A 19,527-nucleotide genomic window follows, 5' to 3' on the forward strand; every position below is an offset into this window, starting at 1 on the left:
AGGTGATATGTAAGATGAAATGGTTGGAGAAAAAATGGGTGTCTATCCCGCTTCTATGGGTAACGGTCATCTTAATTTGGCAACTTGGCGCCCTAATCTATGGGCCTGACGTAATCCCTGGTCCGTGGCACACGATCCTGGGAGCACGAGAACTGATAGCTGACGGTACGCTGATGGAGTATATCGGAATCAGCTTCACTCGTGTACTGGCGGGCTGGGTACTCGGAAGCATCATTGCTATTCCGGTAGGGCTGATTATTGGCAAGGTGCATATCATCCGGCTGTTCGCCGAGCCATTCCTTAACTTTATACGTTTTATCCCGCCGATCGCCTTTATTACCTTATTCCTGGTGTGGTTTGGTATTGGAGAGCAATCCAAGATCGCACTCATTATGTACGCAACCTTCTTCATAGTTGTGTTGAATACACTGACAGGTGTGCTCTCCGTCGAAGAGGACAAAATCCGGTCGGCCCGCAGTATGGGAGCCAATGAACGGCAGATTCTGCTGCATGTGATTGTTCCGGCGACAACCCCGTATATCTTCACGGGTGTGCGACTGGCGATGGGAACTTCGTATATGGCCATCATCGGTGCTGAGATGATTGCCTCGAATGAGGGAGTGGGTTACTTAATCTGGAATTCCAGACTCTTTTTCCGAACAGATTGGATCTTTGTCGGACTGATTTCCCTGGGTTTTATGGGATTCCTGACGGATCGATTGTTCAACTGGTTTGGTCGCAGAGTACTCTACCGATATGGGGTCATTGGCGGAGCGAAGAGGGTCTAAATTAGGACATAGGAACATTGAATTCCAGACGTTACTTGAAGAGGGGAGTTATCCTGTTTTAACGTTTGATCAATAACCTGTTTTGGTACTTCTACACGAGGCCAAAACAGGTTTTTTGTGTGCTGTCGTAAGGAGTTTCGGCATTGGGATCAAACCGTGGTATAATTGAATTTCAAAAATACAATAAACGTCATGCGGGCTGTACATACGCTGCATGCAGGAGACATTATGGATTGGATTATTGGCGCCGTATGCGCTTCTATGGTGGCAGGTGCTGCCTATGCGAAAAAGTCGCTAACCTTGTCTGGCTGCCTGGCAGCCATCATGATGGGAACGATATATTACGGAGCGGGTAACCTGTTCTGGTTTGGCACGTTATTGTTGTTTTTCATTACTTCAACGTTGCTCTCCAGGTTTCGTAAAGATCGGAAGCAGGAGCTGGAGAAATCCTATGCCAAGTCAGGAAATCGGGATGCAGGACAAGTGATGGCTAATGGTGGAATGGGTATGTTCCTATGTCTGGGATACTGGATATTTCCACATCCGGCATGGGTGTATGCTTTCATTGGTGTAATGGCTACCGTTACATCGGATACATGGGCAACCGAAATTGGGAGTCTCAGTCGCAAGCCGCCGCGCTCTGTGTTCACGTGGAAGGTACTTACGCCAGGTGCTTCAGGAGGTGTTTCACTTCTTGGCACCGTGGCTGCAGCCGTAGGCGGGGCTTTGATTGGTGCGGGAGCATTCTTGTTTTCCTGGATCGCCGGGATCGAAGGGTTTGGTCTGTTTAGTTGGACTTTTGTCGGTCTTGTAGGCGGGTTGGCAGGGGCTTTTGCTGATTCCTATCTGGGTGCAACGTTGCAGATGATGTATCGTTGTACGGTGTGTGGCCGTGAAGTTGAGGTACATGAACATTGTGGGCATCCAACGGTTCGGGCTCGTGGCTGGGCATGGATGAGTAACGACCTGGTGAACGTGCTTAGCTCAGTGATCGGCGGATGTGTGGCGATTGGTTTAGGTAACATTTTGGCGTTGTAAGGGGGAGTACATTTGAGCACGGTACAGGGAGACAAATCGGAGGCTATTTTGGATGCGGCCTATGGTATTTTTGGCTCGAAAGGTTTTTATGAGACGAAAATGTCTGATATAGCAGACGAAGCCGGCATCGCAAAAGGCACCATTTATTTATATTTCAAAAGCAAGGAACAATTATTTATCGCAGTATCCAAGCGGGACTGTAACAGCTTTATTAGCCGCCTGGAATATGCTTTGAACTCACATGAGAACACAGGTGATAAACTTGGAGCAATAGCCAAGACTCACCTTACGTATTATTATGAGCGCCGCAATCATACCAAGCTCTTTTTTATGGCACCCAATAATGATCCGGACCTGATGAAATTCATGAAGGCATTCATGAATCAATACATGAGTATGGTGTGTGAGGTATTGGAAAGTGCAAGTGTACCTGAGCCTGTATTGCTCGCTGAAGCCTACATTGGAATTCTGGACCGGCTGAAGATGGATATCATGTTAAATCCGGAGTTTAATGAGGAACATCTGAACAAACGAATTGCTTTTGCAGCAGCATTGTTTCTGGACGGATGCCGCTCTTTTTTACAAGTTTAAAGTTAGTGCGCGGATGTACGTAATGTTGAATATTAATTTACAGAGAAGTGGGTACGAGCAATGAACATAATGACGGTAGAGCAAATTGCAAAAAGTTATGGCGAAAAAATATTGTTCAAGGACGCTTCATTTGGCATGGCTGATCAGGACAAGATTGGTGTCGTTGGGGTAAATGGAACCGGTAAATCCACGTTTTTGCGTGTGATATCTGGCATGGAACCTGCAGATGCGGGACAGATCTCGATCGGTAATGATGTACGAATTCAGTTCCTGGCGCAAAATCCAGACTTCAATCCGGATAATACAGTACTGCAACAAGTATTCGAAGGTGACAGCCTGGAAATGAAGACCGTGCGAGAATATACGGAAACGATGGAATTATTGGAACTGAATTCGTCCGATCCAGCGTTGCAAGAGCGGTTATTACGTTTGAATCAGCAAATGGAGCAGCTTCAGCTCTGGCAGATGGAGAGTGAAGCGAAGAGCATTTTGTCCAAGCTGGGTATTCGTCAATTCGATGCACTGATGGGCACATTGTCTGGCGGACAACGCAAAAGGGTAGCACTTGCTGCTGCACTAATTCATCCTTGTGAACTGCTCATTCTGGATGAGCCGACGAACCATATTGATAATGATTCGGTCGTATGGCTCGAGCAGTACTTGCAGAAGCGCCGCGGTGCACTGCTTATGATTACGCATGATCGGTATTTCCTGGATCGTGTGGCGAATGTCATGCTGGAATTGGATCATGGACGTTTGTTCCGGTATGAAGCCAACTATACACGCTTTCTGGAACTGAAAGCGGAGCGTGAAGAACGGGAAGCCTCTTCCGAACAGAAGCGTAAGAACTTGCTTCGGACAGAGCTTGCATGGATTCGTCGTGGTGCCAAGGCACGGACGACGAAACAAAAAGCGAGAATTGATCGCTTCGAACAACTCAAAGACCAACAAGGAGTCCAGCGCTCGGGTTCATTGGAAGTATCGGTTGGCTCCACTCGTTTGGGTAAAAAGATTCTGGAGATCGAGCATCTTTCCAAATCCGTGGGTGGCCGCACGCTCATCGAAGATCTGAGTTATATTGCCGTACCTGGAGATCGGGTAGGGATTGTCGGACCGAACGGTAGTGGTAAGTCCACGTTGCTTCAGATGATATCTGGCAAGCTGGAACCTGATGCAGGTGTGGTTGACGTTGGTCCTACGGTCAATCTGGGTTATTTCACACAGGAACATCAGGAGATGGACGAATCTCTTCGTGTCATAGAGTATATTAAAGAAGTGGCCGAGAATGTGAAAACGGCCGATGGCTCTCTGATTACAGCATCCCAGATGCTGGAGCGGTTCCTGTTTACCCCGGCATCCCAGTGGACGCCAATCTCGCGTCTTTCTGGTGGAGAGAAGCGTCGCCTGTATCTGCTGCGTGTGCTGATGGCTGCGCCGAATGTATTGCTGCTGGATGAGCCGACGAATGATCTGGACATCCAGACACTCGCTGTACTGGAAGACTACCTGGATGATTTCCCCGGTGTTGTCTTTGTCGTATCCCATGATCGCTATTTCCTTGATCGTACTGTGGATAAAGTGCTGTCTTTTGAGGGCAACGGTGCTGTACGTGTACACGTCGGCGACTACAGTGAATATGCGGAATGGATGCTGAAAAATGCGCCTGGAGCTAATCAAGAGAGTGACACAGGAGCGGCGAAGGTGAAGCAGTCATCGGAGAAAGCGACGCCTGCTGTGTCAGCGGCCAAACCGAAGTTGAAATTTAGCTTCAAGGAGCAACGTGAATACGACCAGATTGATGAAAATATTGAGAAGGCTGAAGCCAATCTTGTCCGGATTAACAAAGAGATGGAAGAGTCATTTAGTGATTCTGCCCGTCTGCAGGAGTTGATGGCGGAGCAGGTTGAGGCTGAACGTCATCTGGATGAATTGATGGAACGCTGGACCGTTCTGAATGAACTTGCAGAGCAGATTGAGCAGAGCAAGTCTTAATTTATAACTAAACATCGCCCTTTCTTTCTATAGTGACTTTATGTCGCATTGGAGAAAAGGGCGATTTTTTTGTCTGCGAATTTGCGATTTTATGTGAAACGTTCTGTATGTTCATTACGTTGTATAAGTAAAGAATTCCATAGAAGGGAGAGAACACCACACTCATGTATAAGGAAATTAATGAACAGTTGGCAGTGCTCAAGGAAAAGGGGAGAATTTACGAGAAATGGACCAAACGTCTGGAGAAGCTGCAAACGGAGGAAAGCGAATGGGAAGCAAAGGTAAAGCGTCGTCTGGAGCATCTCCAGAAGGAGCAGAAGGATGTTGATCGACTGAACAGTATGACATTGTCGGCATTTTTCTATCAACTGATTGGCAAGAAGACAGAACGGCTGGAGAAGGAAGAGCTGGAACTCATGGAGAGCAAGGCTGCATACGACACTGCTTGTCGCATGTTACAAGACGTACAGGAGCAACGAATTCATGTGGAGCAGGAGTTGGAGGGCGGGCGGCATTATCAATACTGGCAAAGCGATTACAACGCGCTGTGGGGGAAGAAGGAAGGTCGACTGCTGGACCAGGATGCGGAATTGCAACAGATGGCTGAGAATCGGGAACATCTGGCAAGTGAGCTTCAGGAACTGGATGAAGCTTTCCGGGAGGGGGAATACCTGGTCTATGCCCTTGAACGTGCCGAGAAGGCTTTGTCTTCGGCAGGTAATTGGGGTGTATATGACATGATGGGTGGTGGAGTGATCTCCACACATATCAAGCGAGGACGAATGGATGACGCTCAGGTCGCCATCATGGATGCAGGTAAGCGTCTACGACGTTTCCAGAAGGAGTTGGAGGATGTAGAGATGGCTGTACACGCGGATCTGCATCTGGGAGGTCTGCTTTCATTCGCAGACTATTTCTTCGATAACCTCTTCGTGGACTGGATGGTTCAGGACAAAATTCGCAAAGCCGAACGTCAGGTGAAGGATGGACTGAGTGCCGTTCGGAAAACCATGCATGTGTTAAGAAATGAAATGCGTGACCATAAGGCAGAGTTAGAGATATTGGATCGTAAGTATCATGCATATGTCGAACAGGCAGATTAAAAGAAATGACAACAAAGGCCCCTTCCAAGCACACCGAATTGTGTGCTTGGAAGGGGCCTTCTGCTTAGACGAACATGCCATGATAATTTCGTCGATCAATGATTCTTTTTTATTTGGTTGTAATGTAGGCTGTGAGCAATCGTGCTGTATTCAGGACAGCATCCTTATGTGTACGCTCCATGGAATGAGATGCGTGAACTCCAGGACCGATCAGTGCTGCACGGATATTGTTTCCTCCGCGCAATGCTGCGCTGCCATCTGAGCCATAGTGGGGATAAATGTCCACGACGTAATCCATTCCATCTTGTTTGGCCAGTTCAATGAGACGACTGGTCATATCGTAGTCATAAGGGCCAGAAGAATCTTTGGCACATATGGAAACGTCAGTTTCTTTACAGCTCAGGTCATCACCCATGGCTCCCATGTCTACAGCGATCATTTCACTGATTTCCGCAGGGATATACGATGCGCCATGTCCAACTTCTTCATAGTTCGAGATAAGCAGAGAGACGTTATGTAATGGTTTCCAGCCTTCTCGATGTGCAGACTCAAGGATGCCGAAGAGGGCTGCCACGCTGGCTTTGTCGTCCAGATGACGTGATTTGATATAACCACTCGGCGTGATGACTGCGCGAGCATCAAAGGAGATAAAGTCACCGACAGAGATCCCGAGTTTCAACACATCTTCCTTGGAGGAGACAACTTCATCGATTCGAACTTCCATATGGCTCTCGGTCCGTTCAAATGTGCGTGCATCCGGATAGACGTGTACAGACGGATGAAGGGAGAGAATGGTGCCTGTGTATGTCTTTCCATCCCGTGTATGGATGGTGCAATATTCGTTTTCGATACTTTGCATCGAAAACCCACCGACAGAGGTAAGCTTCAATGTGCCATAGGATGTAACCGAGCGAACCATGGCCCCTAGCGTATCTACGTGAGCGCTTAAAGCAATTGTCTTGGAAGAGTCCTGTCCGGGCAATGTAAGCACCGCACCGCCCTTGTTATTCAGCTCACAGGCGATGCCCAGTGCTGCTGCTTCCTTCCGGATCATCTCGATAATATGATGTGTGTAACCACTTGGGCTTGGTGTATCCAGCAATTTTTTCAGGAAAGACAGAACGTATGATTCATCAATTGTAAAACTCATTGTGTAATTTCCTCCTCGGATCGTGGGTATGGTGTGAAACAAAATACAGCCTGTCTGGGGGAGAGAATGTGATACTAACATTCCTGACTCGCCAGCAGGCTGTCTCTGATTGGTTACAGTGTTCCCGTAGGGTTTCCTTTGCGCTGACTCTGGATCGAATCATTCTCCAATAGGCTGTTGGGTTCATTTGAGTCAAGCGAATCCATCGTTTTGAAAGAATCGAGTGAAGATTGGCTTGTCGCGGAACTTTCCAATTCAGATACACGCAATTTCAGTTGTTTATTTTCACGTTGCAGTCTGTATTGGCGATAAATGCCATATGACCCTACAATAATTCCACCGATCAGGGTACAGCCGAGAATGAGCAAAATCAGCGGGATTTGTACCGTGTTAAATAACAGGTTGACTTGTACGGAATCCACATTAATGACCGCAAAGATTCCCGTGAGCAGTGCAAAAACAAGACCTGCTATGAGTGCCCATTGCATTTTCATGGTGTTGCCTCCTTGTTGAACAATTGAGAACTAGATATGCATTACCCAATATTCGGGTATGTTGCATCTTGCAATGATGATAAAATCCCCTGCCCAAACGGGCAAGGGATGCAGGTCACATGGAAAGACAACCTTATTTGGTTAGCTGCTCCATCTGTTCAATCAATTCCTTGAACACACTCATAGCTTCACGAATTGGCTGTGGTGTAGACATATCCACACCAGCTTTTTTCAGAATGTTGATGGAGTAATCACTGCCACCGCTCTTCAGGAAGCCAAGATATCGGTCAACCGCCGGTTGGCCCTCTTCCAGGATTTGCTTGGAAAAGCTTGTCGCTGCGGAGAAGCCTGTAGCATATTTGTAAACGTAGAAGCTGTTATAGAAGTGGGGAATACGAGCCCATTCCATTTCAATTTCTTTGTCGACAGCCATGCCTTCTCCGTGATATTTAACGTTCAGATCATAATAGATCTCGGATAACAATTGTGGTGTTAATGCGTCACCTTGTTCCGCACGTTCATGAATGATTTTCTCGAATTCAGCAAACATGGTCTGACGGAATACCGTTGTACGGAATTGGTCGGCATAATAGGTTAACAGATACAATTTTTCCTTTGGATCTGTTGATTTGTTAAGCAGGTAATCCATGAGCAACGCTTCGTTGGTCGTGGATGCAACCTCTGCCAGGAAGATGGTGTACTGGGCATCACGATACGGAAGTGTTGTATCCGAGTAATGTGAATGCAAAGCGTGACCCATTTCATGTGCGAGTGTGAACATGCTGTTCAGGTTATCTTTGTGATTCAACAAGACATACGGGTGAGTGCCATAAGCGCCCCAGGCATATGCGCCAGAACGTTTATTTTCATTCTCATATATATCGATCCAGCGGTTATCATATCCAGTCTGCAATGCGTCAGCATAGTCCTTGCCGAGTGGTTTCAGACCATCTTTGACCGTTTGTTTCGCTTCCTCATAGGTAATATCCATTTTGTATTCGTCTACGAGTGGAGCGAACAGATCGTACATGTGCAATTGATCCACACCCAGCAACTTTTTGCGCAGGTCCATATAACGATGCAATAACGGAAGGCTCTCGTGAATGGTGTCTACCAGATTGGTATACACATCCGTTGGGATGTTATCTCCATATAGGGACATTTCCATCACGGAAGGGTACTTCCGAACATTAGCATAGAACATATTTTTGGTTACATTTGCGTTCAAGGCAGCGGCAATTGTGTTCTTCTGTTTAGCATAGGTTTCGTATACCGCTTTGAAGGCACGTTCGCGAACTTCACGGTTAGGGTTCTCCAGGAACTGAATGTAGCTGCCGTGTGTCAGCTCGACTTCCTTACCATGTTCATCCTTGATTCTTGGAAACTTGAGATCGGCGTTATTCAGCATGCTGAAGATGGTCTGTGGTGCTTGTGAAAGGTTGCCTACCTGTGCAAGCAAAGCCTCTTCAGCTTGGCTAAGAACATGGGCTTTTTCGCGTTTCATCTCTTCCAGCGTAAATGTATAAGCAGAGAGTTTTTCGTTCGCAATAAATGCGTCCAACTGATCATCAGGCAGGGAAAGAATCTCCGGTGTGACAAAAGAAAGTGCTTCACCAACCCGTACGCCTAATTTCTGGGCTTTTTGGGACAGGTTTTGATATGTAGGATTAGCTGTGTCTTCATCTTGATGCATGCGTGCGTACACAAAGAGGCGTTCTATTTTGAGGCTGATCTCATCTTCGAATTCGAAGCAAGATTTGAGTACATCAGGTTGATTCAGTTTGCCTTGGAATTCGGAGGCCTTCTTGGTCAAAGACGATACTTCTTCATATTCTTGATCCCAGGCTTTCTGATCGGCAAATAAATCTTCCAGTTTCCAGCTATGTTCAGCTGGCACCTCGGAACGTTTCAATAATTGACTCATGGAAATCCTCCTTTGATGATCTGATGAATGGTTGGACGAAGCTGCCTTCGTCTCGCTTGCCTGTGCGGAGAGAGACGAAGGAATCAGACTAAGTACCAGGATAACAGATAGCGATTTCTGGTATTTCAACGGCCTTCCTCCTTACGATACGAATAATCTCGTATAGTATGACCTTAGGCACGTTGAAATATTTGAATATTTGGGTCCCCTTGATTAGGCTCCCATGTTATACAGAAAATAAACGATCAGGAAAAAGGCGAAACAAATGAGCAGGGTAGCAATAAGCGCCATTCCGCGTCTCAGTCGATCCGGGATGGAATTGCGTCCCAGAATAAGCACAATACCAAGGGAGAAGGCAAGGATAATAAAGATGACGACATTGCTAGAGTCAAGCTGCATGGGTTAGACCCCTTTGAAGGCAGCCATCAATTGACGCCATTCATCCTCACGGTTCTCAAAGTCTGCTTTTGGGAAACGGCGTTCAGCCCAGTGCATTAATGCAGGACGGCTTAGGAAAGTATGGCATTCTTCGCCCCACTCTTCCGAAATTTCTCGCAGTACGAGATATTTGCCTTGAACTTCTACGGTCATCATATTCCACTTGTCTGTTTTGTATATTTCATGTTTTTTTATCATAGGTAGTCTCCAAACTAACGGTTTTGGTAAAATGATACCGTACCCTACGATTCAAAGCAAATTTTTTCGACATTTATGGAAAGATAAATTGCAAAATGGAAGCCCATACAGTATAATAAAGGTATTCGCCATAGATGGCGATATTTTTAGGAGGTTTTTCATTTGAAAGGTACAGTTAAATGGTTTAACGCAGAAAAAGGCTATGGCTTTATTTCAGTTGAAGGCGGCGAGGACGTATTCGTACATTTCTCCGCAATCCAAGGAGATGGCTTCAAAACATTGGAAGAAGGTCAAGCGGTAGAATTCGAAATCACTGATGGAAACCGTGGTCCTCAAGCAGCTAACGTAAACAAACTGTAAGAATTTTTCCGGTCAACGGACTTCTTATATATGATAAATTTATAGCTGAATATTAAGAACCTAAGCACAGTCCCCCAAGGGAGGCTGTGCTTTTTTTGATTCTAAAATTTTCAGTGTAAATAACGGTTGAATACGGTGTATGTTCCCTGTGTGTTCAGGAGACGCGATTGGTCATGCTGGACCATAACTTCAATCCGAAACCGATCAGTGCAGCCAGGGAGAAAGCCATAGCGGTGAGATAGAAGGTTTGTCTGCCTGCATGTTCCAGCAGCAGTCCGCCTAACGTTCCGCTAAGAAGTCCCGAAGCACTGGACCAGACAATGGTGAACAAAGCCATACCCGTAGCTCTGTAGCCGTCCGGAACTAGGCGAATGATATAGCGGACCGCCGTAACGTAGAAAATACCAAAGGTCACACTGTGCATCGTCTGAATTGCAACGACAGCTGCTGGTGTATCGGATATGGACATGAGAAGCAAACGAACCGTATACATCAGTGCAGCAAAAGCGATTAGCGGCAGTTCTTTATAACGGTTTCCATACTTGCTGAGAAGTAGAAATATGGGGATTTCACTTACGGAAGAGATCAGCAAAGACCAGCCGATCAGCCCCTCGCTGGCACCCAAATCTTTTAGCGTGATGGTAAGAAATGCTTCGTTCATGCGATGTCCCATGGCAAGCAAAAATACACAGCCAAAAAAAGTAAGCACATCTCTGCGTTTCAGAATAGCCCATAACCCCGATAGATCCATTTTGCTACTGCTCCCCGAAGGTTGATCCTTCAATTGAAAACTGATCAATAGTGTAGTTGCAGCAAGACCAACGCAGACCCAAATTGTCCATGCTGGACCAAAAGATCCAAGGAAATACCCGATACTTAATGCAAAGAAGGCATAACCGATCGATCCGAAGACTCGAATGGAAGTGAAATTTCGGCCGTACTTGCTGGCCGTTGTAATGGCCATCGTATCGGAGAGAGGATAGACCGGATAATAGAAAAAGTAAAACAGGGTCACGAGTACAAATACCTGACCGAAAGTTGTTGCATTGGCGAGCATGATCCCTGTGATCAATTGACCACCAAGCAGAATGATCATCACTTTACGTACCGTTTGGTATCGGTCGCTGGCCATGCTCCAGAACATATTGGAGAACACAGAGATGAGGGGGCCAATTCCGTAGAGATATCCAATCTCAGCCCGACTGAAGCCCAGATGACTGAAGTAAAGCTGGAAGTAGGATACCACCAGAACGGTGGAACCAAAGATGGTGAACATGAGAGCCCGGAGCCAGTTCTGATCCGGGCGGGCGTTGTGACTTAATTTCATGATGAGAGACTCCAATCCTGATAACAATTCAATGATTTTATTACCCTTTCAGGGATGTTGATTTACGGGCTTTCGGCACGGACATCGTAGGTTCTTGCTTCGTGCGCCGGATGACAAGCCAGACAATGATGAGTTCGGCGAGCAGGCCAAGGGATTGGGCAACAGCGCCAATCATGCCGTTCCACGCAGGAAAGATACTAACCAGTATAAGCAGCACAATTACTGTGCAGATTGCATTCGCAGTTTGCGAACGAAACATCGTTTTTGTCTGACCGCGAAGCAGAATGAGGCCATTGCTGAAATCCAGAAAAGGGAAGATCAGCGGAAATAAGACGAACGCACGCAGTGTCCACAGACTTTGTTGCAAAAGTTCGCCCTGAACGCTCATGACATTTTCGAGTACCCATGGTCCCAAGGGGGTATAGGCAATCGACACCATCATCGCAAACGGAATAAATCCGGTGACAAGTGCGAATTTTCGTACCAGTTTGGCGTTCACAAGGTAGAAATTCAGCACGATCTGATGGATGTATGTAAAGAAGCTTAGCATCAACTGCATCAGACTGCTTGCTATGGCAAAGGACGAAATGGCTAGTGCGATCCCGGTCGTTTTGCCCAGTACAATGTTAATAACCGGTCCTATGAACAGCGCTACAAAGCTGGATAACAGCAGTGGCTTATAAAAGCGAAATACGTCTCCCTTGCTCTCGACGGGATGATCCTCAAGCTTGGCTGGCATCTTGCGCTTGATGCTGTTTCCTTCCAGAAAGCTGACGAGCGCTTCAATCATCATGCCCGCAGCAAAAATGATAGCGCCTACACGTCCACTGTCAATGCTGTCTGTGTATATGAAATAGAGGGAAAGGCCGTACATGCCGGCTAAACGGAATACCATACCGATGGTTAACCACTTGGTGCGGTTATTCGTAATGATGATCCCCTGATAGATGTTGCGGATCACTGAAAAGATACTCACATACATGAGAATTTCATATACGTCGATGACTTTGGTCAGCAGATCCGGACTTACACCAAACAGGTATTTGAACACCCCGGTACCAACGGGAGAGTATACGATGAGAAACCCAATGAGAAGCACACAGGCAAGAAATATTTTGGTCACAAACGTGAGGGCCTGAAAGGAAAGGCGATCGCGAACCAGTGCGGAACAGGTTTGCCGCAGCAGGGTGGAGGGGCGTTCCGTGAGGGTTAACAAGCTACCGGCGATGGCATAGCTGGCAATAACCGTCTCGGGATGAGCGGAACGTGCTAATGTGCTGTTTATGATGACGTGAGAAATGGTGACGAGAGAGGCGGAAATGCCAAGTGGCACAAAAAAAGAAAATAACCGTCTCCACGAAAGTGATTCACTTGACGACATGTCAACGACTCCTTTGATGGATGAAATATGCCTAGTATATCACAAAGTTTTGGGCGCGGATGCGATTTTTTATGCGGAATATGCGGCAGATCATTTGTACAATTAAGGGGATCATATTATAATAGGAATGGTTAAAAATCGCTCTAATACGTATTCAACCAAGTGGAGGCACATTTATTTTGAGCCAATCAAATCGAAAACGTCATCAATATCCGCGTGGACCGCTGGCATTGATGAGAGGGGTGTACAAATACACCATTCCGGAAACACGGAAGGCACTGAATGGATGGCGTGCTCAAGCTGAGGCGATTCCGAATGAGGAATTGCGTACACAGGCACTTGCCAGTCTGAAGGATAAACAGTTTCACTGTGAAGGCGGAACCGTCTACGCATTAGCTGATTTGCCCAACAGGCACATTCTGATTCCGCTGATCGTTTCATATCAAACTATTAGTGATTATTTGGACAATCTGTGCGACCGCAGCACGTCGATGGACCCGGATGACTTTCGTCTTCTCCATCAATCCATGCTTGATGCGGTAGATCCCGAAGCAATTCCCGTCAATTATTATGCCCTCCGTGAGGAGCAGGATGACGGCGGATATCTGCGGAATCTGGTGACCACATGTCAGGAACTGACCCGTCAGTTACCAGGCTATACGTCCGCCAAGCCCCAAATTCAGGATCTGGCAGGCCTATACACGGACCTGCAGGTATATAAGCATATCAAGCCGGAACTGAGAGAAACGGCACTGCTCGAATGGTGGTCGGAGCATCGTCATCGCACACCTCAGTTTCGTTGGAACGAATTTGCTGCTGCAACTGGCTCTACACTGGGCGTTTTCATGCTGTTTCTGGCTGCGAGTGACGATCAGTTGACTGAAGAGCAAGCGGCCTCGATCCACACGGCCTATTTCCCACATGTATGCGCATTGCACATTATGCTCGATTATTTAATTGATCAGGATGAGGACCGCATCGGGGGAGATCTCAACTTCTGCAATTATTATGAGAATGTGGAGACCATGCTGGACCGAATTGCTTTTATTGTGGAGATGGCACGCAGTGATGTACAGAAGATTCCGGGAAGCTCCTTTCACCGGATGATCATCGAAGGACTGATTGCCATTTACCTGTCTGATCCCAAAGTCAGCGAACAACAGGAAGTTCGCGTCGTATCCAAACGTCTGCTGAAAAATAGTCCGATCACAAGAATATTTTTCTTCATTTTCAGTCGCTGGATACGGAAAAATATGTAAGTCAGGTGTGATATTGCGGAGCCTGAAGTGAAACTAGAGGAGGAAGAAACATCATGACAGCAGTAAAGAAAATCGCAGTATTAACGAGCGGTGGTGATTCACAGGGGATGAACGCGGCTGTTCGTGCGGTTGTTCGCAGCGGACTGTTTCACGGTCTCGAAGTATTTGGAGTTCAACGTGGATACCAGGGTCTTTTGAATAATGACATTTTCCCAATGGATTTGCGGAGTGTAGGGGATATCATCCAACGTGGGGGAACGGTTCTTCAATCGGCACGTTGCAAGGAGTTCTATACCGCTGAAGGTCAGCAAAAAGGTGCGGACATTTTGCGTGCGCGTGGCATTGACGGTCTGGTTGTTATCGGTGGAGATGGTTCCTACAACGGAGCGAATAAACTGAGCAAACTGGGCATTAATACCATGGGTCTGCCAGGAACGATTGATAACGATGTTTCATTCACCGACTATACCATCGGATTTGATACAGCTGTAAGCATAGTAGTTGATGCAGTAAACAAATTACGTGATACGATGTCTTCACACGAACGTTCTTCCATCGTTGAAGTTATGGGTCGCCACTGTGGAGATATCGCGCTGCATGCCGGACTTGCTTCGGGTGCTGAAACGATTCTTGTCCCAGAAGTTCCATTTGATATGGACGAAGTAGCAGATCGGATGAAAGCTAACTTTGCACATGGCAAACGTCACAGTATTATCATCGTTGCAGAAGGCGTAGGCAAAGGTGAGGATGTAGCAAAAGAACTGATGGAACGTTGCCCAACGTATGAGCCGCGTGTAACCGTTCTGGGTCACATTCAGCGTGGGGGTACGCCAACTCCATTCGACCGTAACCTGGCAAGCCGTTTAGGTGACTTCGCTGTTCGCAGTCTGATCGCAGGCGAGACAGACAAAGGTTGTGGCATTATCAAGGGTGAGCTTACCCTGACGGATATTGATAAAGTGGTTAACACAAAAAAAGATTTCGATATGGTGACTTACGAGCTTGCACAACGTTTGTCCCAATAATTCGATTCATAAGCAAAAAGAGCACAGTCCCGTGGATTGTGCTCTTTTTGTTGTTTCACGGAGTGAGTATATCGATGTTACGCCTTACGGAGTGCCGCTTGTTTTTGTACCAAGAAGAGTCTCCAGAGAAGCGCTGTTGCTCCTACAGCAAGGCCGGCAATGAGTCCAATCCAGTATCCGAAGGCACCGAGTGAAGTATACGTAGCTGTTAGGTAACCTACAGGCAGGCCAATAATCCAATACGCTATGAACGTAATGATCAGTGCCGGATTAACATCTTTGTAGCCACGCAATGCTCCTTGGGTCGGTGTGGCAATCGCATCCGAGATCTGAAAGAAAATGGCGTAGATGAGGAAATGCTGCGTAAGTGCAATGACCTCTCGATCGTTTGAATACACGCCTGCAATCTGTTCGCCGAACACAATCAACACGATCGCTGTCAGCAGTGAGAGCCCGATGGCTCCACCAATTCCAAGCAGACTGTATTGTCTGGCATCTCTCAGACGCCCCGCACCTGCCTCATAACCCACAAGGATCGTAAGAGCCATACATATGCTCACAGGCAACATGTAGAGCGTAGAAGCGAAATTCAGCGCCGCCTGGTGGGCAGCAATTGTTGTGGTATCGAAACGGCTCATCATTAAAGTCACAGCAGCGAAGATGGACGTTTCGAAAAAAGTCGCGAATCCGATGGGCACTCCAATCTGGAGTAACTCTTTCCATTTGGACAATGATACACGGGTCCATCGACGGAAAATGCCATATTGGGCGAAAGGTTCGACCCGATGGACAAAAAAGAGACTAATAAGAAAGATCAGCCAGTATGTACATGCTGTAGCAACTCCAGCGCCAACACCGCCCAATTGTGGAAAGCCCCAGCGGCCGAATATCAGCAGATAATTTAGAATGATGTTAACGGGCAGGGAAACCAACGTAATGAACATCGTAGTCCGTGTCTGGCCAAGTGCATCCATGAAGCTGCGCAGCACCGTATATCCGAAGAGCGGGATAATGCCAAAAGCGAGTGCACACAAAAAATAGAAGGCAACTTGGGCAACCCGGGGCTCTAGAGGCATTCCGTTCAGTATAGGGCCAAGTAACAACGCCCCGGCTCCGATAACGACTAGACTGACTGCAATCCCTAGATACAACGCCTGGATGACGTTATACCCGATCTGATCATTACGTTTGGAACCTAACAGATGGGAAACGACAGGTGTAATACCGATCAGAATCCCGCTTAGTCCGGTTTGAACTGGCATCCACAGACTTGTGCCGATTGCGACGCCTGCAAGGTCGGCCGGAGAAAACTTGCCTGACATATTGGTGTCGAAGAACGACATGGAAGAGAGGGCGATTTGAGTGGTAAAGATGGGCAAAAATATAATCAGGAATTGCTTCACTTTTTGGGAAAAACTTGTTGTGTTCATGTTCACTGGCAGTGCCTCGCTATTCTAAAGAGATGTCATCCAAGTGTCATATCTGGACAGCTATTTATTGTAGTGGATTTTGTTCAATTTGAATAGGGACAGAAGCAGAGTGGGGCAGTCAGAGAAAAATGAACACCAAAAAACCTCGCTCCGCTTCAAGCAGAACGAGGTTGGATGAAATGAGAAGTATGAAAGAGTGCGGATTACTTATATTGTACACCTGATGTATAACGGTTGGACGCATTCCAGAGCAGATATTCATGCACATCCATGTCCTTCATCGCTCTAATCTGGTCTTCCACTTGTTTCTTGCCATACTTGATATAATGCCCACTGCCCAGCCAGCTTGCTGTGAAGTCCTGAATCCACGGACGAATGACGGGTTTGAGTTCTTTGGTAGGGTCTAGTTTCTTGTGTGTATCTTCCATTGAACCCTTGATGGTTGTGTAAGGATCTTTGTCAGGGTCCTTGACTCCATACCAGCCAGTAGAATAGTGACTAGGGTATACCATCGGTGAGATCACGTCCACGTTTTCGGATATTTTAACAAAATCCTGTCCAATGCCCTCAGCCGCAGGTACAGAAGCGGCGTAACCGAAAATATCAACCGAGACCCGAACACCTAGCGGGGCCAACTCCTTGCGTGCATATTGCACGAATTCAGCTACAACATCCACTCGTGACTTGTCGGATTTGGTATATTTCAGGACATCGGCTCGAGTTTCGAATCCTTCCGGGAAACGAACGTAGTCAAATTGAATCTCTTTAAATCCAAGCTTGGCAGCTTCCTTGGCAATCTCAATGTTATAGTCCCATACTTCCTTGCTGTACGGATTCACAAAGCTGTCGCCTTTGCCATTGGCCCAGACAGATCCATCCTTGTTGCGGAAGGAGAGCTCCGGATTTTTCTTGGCAAGAATCGTATCTTTGAATACAACGACACGTGCAATCGGGTAGACCTCATGTTTTTGCAATCGTTTCATCAAGGCATCGATATCCCGAATAAAAGGTTGGGATTTACCCATTTTCTGAAGCGCTTTGTTTTCTGTGGGATAAGTTATGTATCCGAGATCGTCTTTGATATCAATGACCATGGCATTCAGTTCTGTACTGTCTGTCAGTTCCAACAATTCTTTCATACGTTCGCCGCCAGCGCTGTAGGCTGTGACATAAATACCTTTGACCACAGGTGCGTCAGGTTGAGGATCCATTTTGGCAGGTGGGTTATCGGCATCAATAACGACCTGATCTTTTTGAGATTGGATGATTGCAGTGTTAAAACTGTTGGTTAACGATTGGAACTGGGGATTTCCCTGATCCGCCACTGCGGGGGCACCACCAAAGCTTCCAAAGGCCATAGCCAGTAAAGCCCAAAACATGTTCATTCATTTCCACTCCCTTATGTGTGCATTCCATGTATGAATTATACATTAAAGCCTCTGGGCTTTTAACCATATTAAGCAAGTAATGAAACACATGGAAAAAATGAAAACCGCTTCCTGCTGAGGAAATCCTCTGCAAGAAGCGGCGTGATCAATCTGAAAAAAATTATTGAATGTAAATCTCATTTTGATGCTCACAAATACTGTACTGAATGATTTCCATTGCGTCTCCCTGTTCCAGGATGCCCAGCCCATCCCGGAGGACTATCAGTGAGTCGAGTTCATTCGGTTTCAAGAAAGGGAGCATTTCCGGGCACCATCTGTTGACAATCTCAAACAGTTTTACCGTTTCCATATCCACAATAATCACCCTTTCCTACTCGAATTCCAAAATGGTAAGTCATTCGGCGCGATTCGGGAAAGCATATGGCCTGTGAAATTGAAGGGTTGAACCTGCTATACAACATATTTAGGAGCCGTACACCGTTATTATACCACAATGTTGTGAATTGTTAACCGTACAGGTGTCTCAACTTCTGCGAAATGAACCCATAACACCAACCGTTTCCACAATGTTAACAAAAGCGTTTGGATCTGTATCCTTGATAATACGTTTAATTTCAACCAACTCGTAGCGGGTGGTAACGGTCATGAGCATGTCCTTCTCAATATCCGTGTATGCTCCCTGAGTCTTAATTTTGGTAACTCCACGAGGCCGAACAAGTAATTTTTTTAACATGGCTTCGGTTTCGTTTGTAATAATGTACAGCGTTACTTTGACGTGACTGATATGAATCAGATCAAGCACTTTGCCTGTAATGTAAATGGATACCATGGAGGCCAAGGCTGTATTCCAATTGTCACTCAGGTATCCTGCAAGCATAATAATCGAACCGTTCATGCCAGCCATTACCGTACCAATCGGAAAGTCTCGTTTACGCGTGAAAATGGACCCAACAATGTCGAGTCCTCCTGTGGAGCCACCGACTCGGAAGGAAACGCCAGTGCCCATTCCAATAAGCACACCGCCAAAAACAGAACTAAGTAAAGGGTCTGTTGCCACAGCAAAAACAGGCAGAAGCGCAATGAACCAGGAAGTGGCTGCTACCGAAAGAATACTTAATGTAATGAAGCGTCGTCCAAGAATAAACCAACCTGCAATGAGCAGGGGAATGTTAAGAACAAAATACATTATACTAAGATTCAACGTTGTAAAATAACCCAGAAGCATTGAAATACCGGACACCCCGCCGCTTAAAAGCTGATGGGGGACCAAAAACCAGTTAAAGCCGCAGGCAATAGCTGCAGCACCCAAAATGATCACTAAAGAGTGCCAAATTATTTTGGGCAATTTAATCACCTCATTTATATTTAAAACCAGATTGCTGGTAATCTTGAATTGTTTTGTGATATAATAATTTGTGGATATTCTTGAGTAGGAAACTTTTCCTAAATGGAGCAATAAAATTTTGAAATGTTTCAAACACATGTATGTAGTTTTAGTCTTATGTTGGGGACCCATTCATGGAATTATATTCGTTAGTGAAAATAATTTGTCCCGTTGGGATACCCTATAAATATTAACGCTACTTAAGAATACAGACAACAAAGTGGATTGTCCACCATGTCCACCATATAAAAGGAGCA

At 46.3% G+C, this 19,527-nt stretch carries 19 protein-coding genes; 8 read left to right on the plus strand and 11 right to left on the minus strand.

Features of this window, described 5'->3' with window-relative positions:
- Positions 1-14 precede the first annotated feature (14 nt).
- The 5 genes from MHB85_RS10130 (at position 15) to MHB85_RS10150 (ending at position 5,512) form a co-directional block, all read left to right on the plus strand.
- Positions 15-788 (plus strand): ABC transporter permease, encoded by a 774-nt coding sequence (locus MHB85_RS10130; protein ID WP_091017536.1) that lies wholly within the window; start codon positions 15-17, stop codon positions 786-788.
- Positions 789-1,016: 228 nt separating this feature from the next.
- A complete protein-coding gene (locus tag MHB85_RS10135) occupies positions 1,017-1,826 on the plus strand; it encodes a DUF92 domain-containing protein (RefSeq protein WP_105598110.1) in 810 nt (269 codons plus the stop codon).
- Between the two features lie 12 nt (positions 1,827-1,838).
- The gene (locus MHB85_RS10140; RefSeq protein WP_017689402.1) at positions 1,839-2,417 is read left to right on the plus strand and encodes a TetR/AcrR family transcriptional regulator; all 579 of its coding nucleotides are present in this window, start codon (positions 1,839-1,841) and stop codon (positions 2,415-2,417) included.
- 60 nt (positions 2,418-2,477) lie between these two features.
- Positions 2,478-4,409 (plus strand): ABC-F family ATP-binding cassette domain-containing protein, encoded by a 1,932-nt coding sequence (locus MHB85_RS10145; protein ID WP_105598111.1) that lies wholly within the window; start codon positions 2,478-2,480, stop codon positions 4,407-4,409.
- A gap of 164 nt (positions 4,410-4,573) precedes the next feature.
- Positions 4,574-5,512, plus strand: coding sequence for a hypothetical protein (locus MHB85_RS10150; protein ID WP_105598112.1), 939 nt, complete (start codon positions 4,574-4,576; stop codon positions 5,510-5,512).
- Between the two features lie 109 nt (positions 5,513-5,621).
- Here the strand turns inward: MHB85_RS10150 and MHB85_RS10155 are convergent, their stop codons facing one another.
- The 5 genes from MHB85_RS10155 to MHB85_RS10175 all read right to left on the minus strand — a co-directional run bounded on the left by MHB85_RS10155 (position 5,622) and on the right by MHB85_RS10175 (position 9,716).
- On the minus strand, positions 5,622-6,662 hold the full coding sequence (locus MHB85_RS10155) for a M42 family metallopeptidase (RefSeq protein WP_105598113.1): 1,041 nt from the start codon (positions 6,660-6,662) through the stop codon (positions 5,622-5,624).
- Between the two features lie 113 nt (positions 6,663-6,775).
- Positions 6,776-7,156, minus strand: a complete 381-nt coding sequence (locus MHB85_RS10160) for a LapA family protein (RefSeq protein WP_105598114.1) — start codon at positions 7,154-7,156, stop codon at positions 6,776-6,778.
- A 133-nt stretch (positions 7,157-7,289) separates the two neighbouring features.
- Positions 7,290-9,080 (minus strand): oligoendopeptidase F, encoded by a 1,791-nt coding sequence (pepF, locus tag MHB85_RS10165; protein WP_091017526.1) that lies wholly within the window; start codon positions 9,078-9,080, stop codon positions 7,290-7,292.
- 213 nt (positions 9,081-9,293) lie between these two features.
- On the minus strand, positions 9,294-9,479 hold the full coding sequence (locus MHB85_RS10170) for a hypothetical protein (protein WP_036609669.1): 186 nt from the start codon (positions 9,477-9,479) through the stop codon (positions 9,294-9,296).
- 3 nt (positions 9,480-9,482) lie between these two features.
- The gene (locus MHB85_RS10175) at positions 9,483-9,716 is read right to left on the minus strand and encodes a hypothetical protein (protein WP_017689395.1); all 234 of its coding nucleotides are present in this window, start codon (positions 9,714-9,716) and stop codon (positions 9,483-9,485) included.
- A gap of 162 nt (positions 9,717-9,878) precedes the next feature.
- On the opposite strand from MHB85_RS10175, the gene MHB85_RS10180 reads away from it, so the two are divergent.
- Positions 9,879-10,076 carry a cold shock domain-containing protein gene (locus tag MHB85_RS10180; protein ID WP_017689394.1) on the plus strand — a complete coding sequence of 66 codons (198 nt, stop codon included), beginning with the start codon at positions 9,879-9,881 and terminating at the stop codon, positions 10,074-10,076.
- 154 nt (positions 10,077-10,230) lie between these two features.
- Here MHB85_RS10180 and MHB85_RS10185 read toward each other — a convergent pair whose 3' ends face one another.
- Together MHB85_RS10185 and MHB85_RS10190 are read right to left on the minus strand one after the other, a co-directional pair.
- Positions 10,231-11,403, minus strand: coding sequence for an MFS transporter (locus tag MHB85_RS10185; protein ID WP_074094449.1), 1,173 nt, complete (start codon positions 11,401-11,403; stop codon positions 10,231-10,233).
- Positions 11,404-11,443: 40 nt separating this feature from the next.
- Positions 11,444-12,784 (minus strand): multi antimicrobial extrusion protein MatE, encoded by a 1,341-nt coding sequence (locus tag MHB85_RS10190; protein WP_105598115.1) that lies wholly within the window; start codon positions 12,782-12,784, stop codon positions 11,444-11,446.
- A gap of 179 nt (positions 12,785-12,963) precedes the next feature.
- Between MHB85_RS10190 and MHB85_RS10195 the strand changes: the two genes are divergently transcribed.
- Positions 12,964-14,043, plus strand: a complete 1,080-nt coding sequence (locus tag MHB85_RS10195) for a tetraprenyl-beta-curcumene synthase family protein (RefSeq protein ID WP_017689390.1) — start codon at positions 12,964-12,966, stop codon at positions 14,041-14,043.
- 53 nt (positions 14,044-14,096) lie between these two features.
- On the plus strand, positions 14,097-15,068 hold the full coding sequence (pfkA, locus tag MHB85_RS10200; protein ID WP_036609663.1) for a 6-phosphofructokinase: 972 nt from the start codon (positions 14,097-14,099) through the stop codon (positions 15,066-15,068).
- Positions 15,069-15,145: 77 nt separating this feature from the next.
- Here pfkA and MHB85_RS10205 read toward each other — a convergent pair whose 3' ends face one another.
- From MHB85_RS10205 to MHB85_RS10220, 4 genes are all read right to left on the minus strand, one after another.
- Positions 15,146-16,498, minus strand: a complete 1,353-nt coding sequence (locus MHB85_RS10205; RefSeq protein WP_105598456.1) for an MATE family efflux transporter — start codon at positions 16,496-16,498, stop codon at positions 15,146-15,148.
- A 203-nt stretch (positions 16,499-16,701) separates the two neighbouring features.
- Positions 16,702-17,883, minus strand: coding sequence for a putative glycoside hydrolase (locus tag MHB85_RS10210; RefSeq protein WP_105598116.1), 1,182 nt, complete (start codon positions 17,881-17,883; stop codon positions 16,702-16,704).
- A gap of 163 nt (positions 17,884-18,046) precedes the next feature.
- Positions 18,047-18,235: a hypothetical protein gene (locus MHB85_RS10215; RefSeq protein ID WP_029880762.1), complete on the minus strand. Its 189-nt coding sequence runs from the start codon at positions 18,233-18,235 to the stop codon at positions 18,047-18,049.
- Positions 18,236-18,409: 174 nt separating this feature from the next.
- Positions 18,410-19,231 (minus strand): YitT family protein, encoded by an 822-nt coding sequence (locus tag MHB85_RS10220; protein WP_091017520.1) that lies wholly within the window; start codon positions 19,229-19,231, stop codon positions 18,410-18,412.
- Between the last annotated feature and the right edge of the window lie 296 nt (positions 19,232-19,527).

The organism is Paenibacillus sp. FSL K6-4396 (assembly GCF_038002525.1).
GTDB classification, from domain to species: domain Bacteria; phylum Bacillota; class Bacilli; order Paenibacillales; family Paenibacillaceae; genus Paenibacillus; species Paenibacillus amylolyticus_B.

Excerpts from the sequence above, each read along its gene's own strand:
- MHB85_RS10150 (WP_105598112.1), top strand. The coding sequence starts at position 4,574 with ATGTATAAGGAAATTAATGAACAGTTGGCAGTGCTCAAGGAAAAGGGG.
- MHB85_RS10135 (WP_105598110.1), top strand. The coding sequence starts at position 1,017 with ATGGATTGGATTATTGGCGCCGTATGCGCTTCTATGGTGGCAGGTGCT.
- MHB85_RS10190 (WP_105598115.1), bottom strand. The coding sequence starts at position 12,784 with ATGTCGTCAAGTGAATCACTTTCGTGGAGACGGTTATTTTCTTTTTTT.
- MHB85_RS10175 (WP_017689395.1), bottom strand. The coding sequence starts at position 9,716 with ATGATAAAAAAACATGAAATATACAAAACAGACAAGTGGAATATGATG.
- MHB85_RS10215 (WP_029880762.1), bottom strand. The coding sequence starts at position 18,235 with ATGGAAACGGTAAAACTGTTTGAGATTGTCAACAGATGGTGCCCGGAA.
- MHB85_RS10155 (WP_105598113.1), bottom strand. The coding sequence starts at position 6,662 with ATGAGTTTTACAATTGATGAATCATACGTTCTGTCTTTCCTGAAAAAA.
- MHB85_RS10160 (WP_105598114.1), bottom strand. The coding sequence starts at position 7,156 with ATGAAAATGCAATGGGCACTCATAGCAGGTCTTGTTTTTGCACTGCTC.
- MHB85_RS10145 (WP_105598111.1), top strand. The coding sequence starts at position 2,478 with ATGAACATAATGACGGTAGAGCAAATTGCAAAAAGTTATGGCGAAAAA.
- pepF (WP_091017526.1), bottom strand. The coding sequence starts at position 9,080 with ATGAGTCAATTATTGAAACGTTCCGAGGTGCCAGCTGAACATAGCTGG.
- MHB85_RS10170 (WP_036609669.1), bottom strand. The coding sequence starts at position 9,479 with ATGCAGCTTGACTCTAGCAATGTCGTCATCTTTATTATCCTTGCCTTC.
- MHB85_RS10185 (WP_074094449.1), bottom strand. The coding sequence starts at position 11,403 with ATGAAATTAAGTCACAACGCCCGCCCGGATCAGAACTGGCTCCGGGCT.
- pfkA (WP_036609663.1), top strand. The coding sequence starts at position 14,097 with ATGACAGCAGTAAAGAAAATCGCAGTATTAACGAGCGGTGGTGATTCA.
- MHB85_RS10210 (WP_105598116.1), bottom strand. The coding sequence starts at position 17,883 with ATGAACATGTTTTGGGCTTTACTGGCTATGGCCTTTGGAAGCTTTGGT.
- MHB85_RS10205 (WP_105598456.1), bottom strand. The coding sequence starts at position 16,498 with ATGAACACAACAAGTTTTTCCCAAAAAGTGAAGCAATTCCTGATTATA.
- MHB85_RS10130 (WP_091017536.1), top strand. The coding sequence starts at position 15 with ATGAAATGGTTGGAGAAAAAATGGGTGTCTATCCCGCTTCTATGGGTA.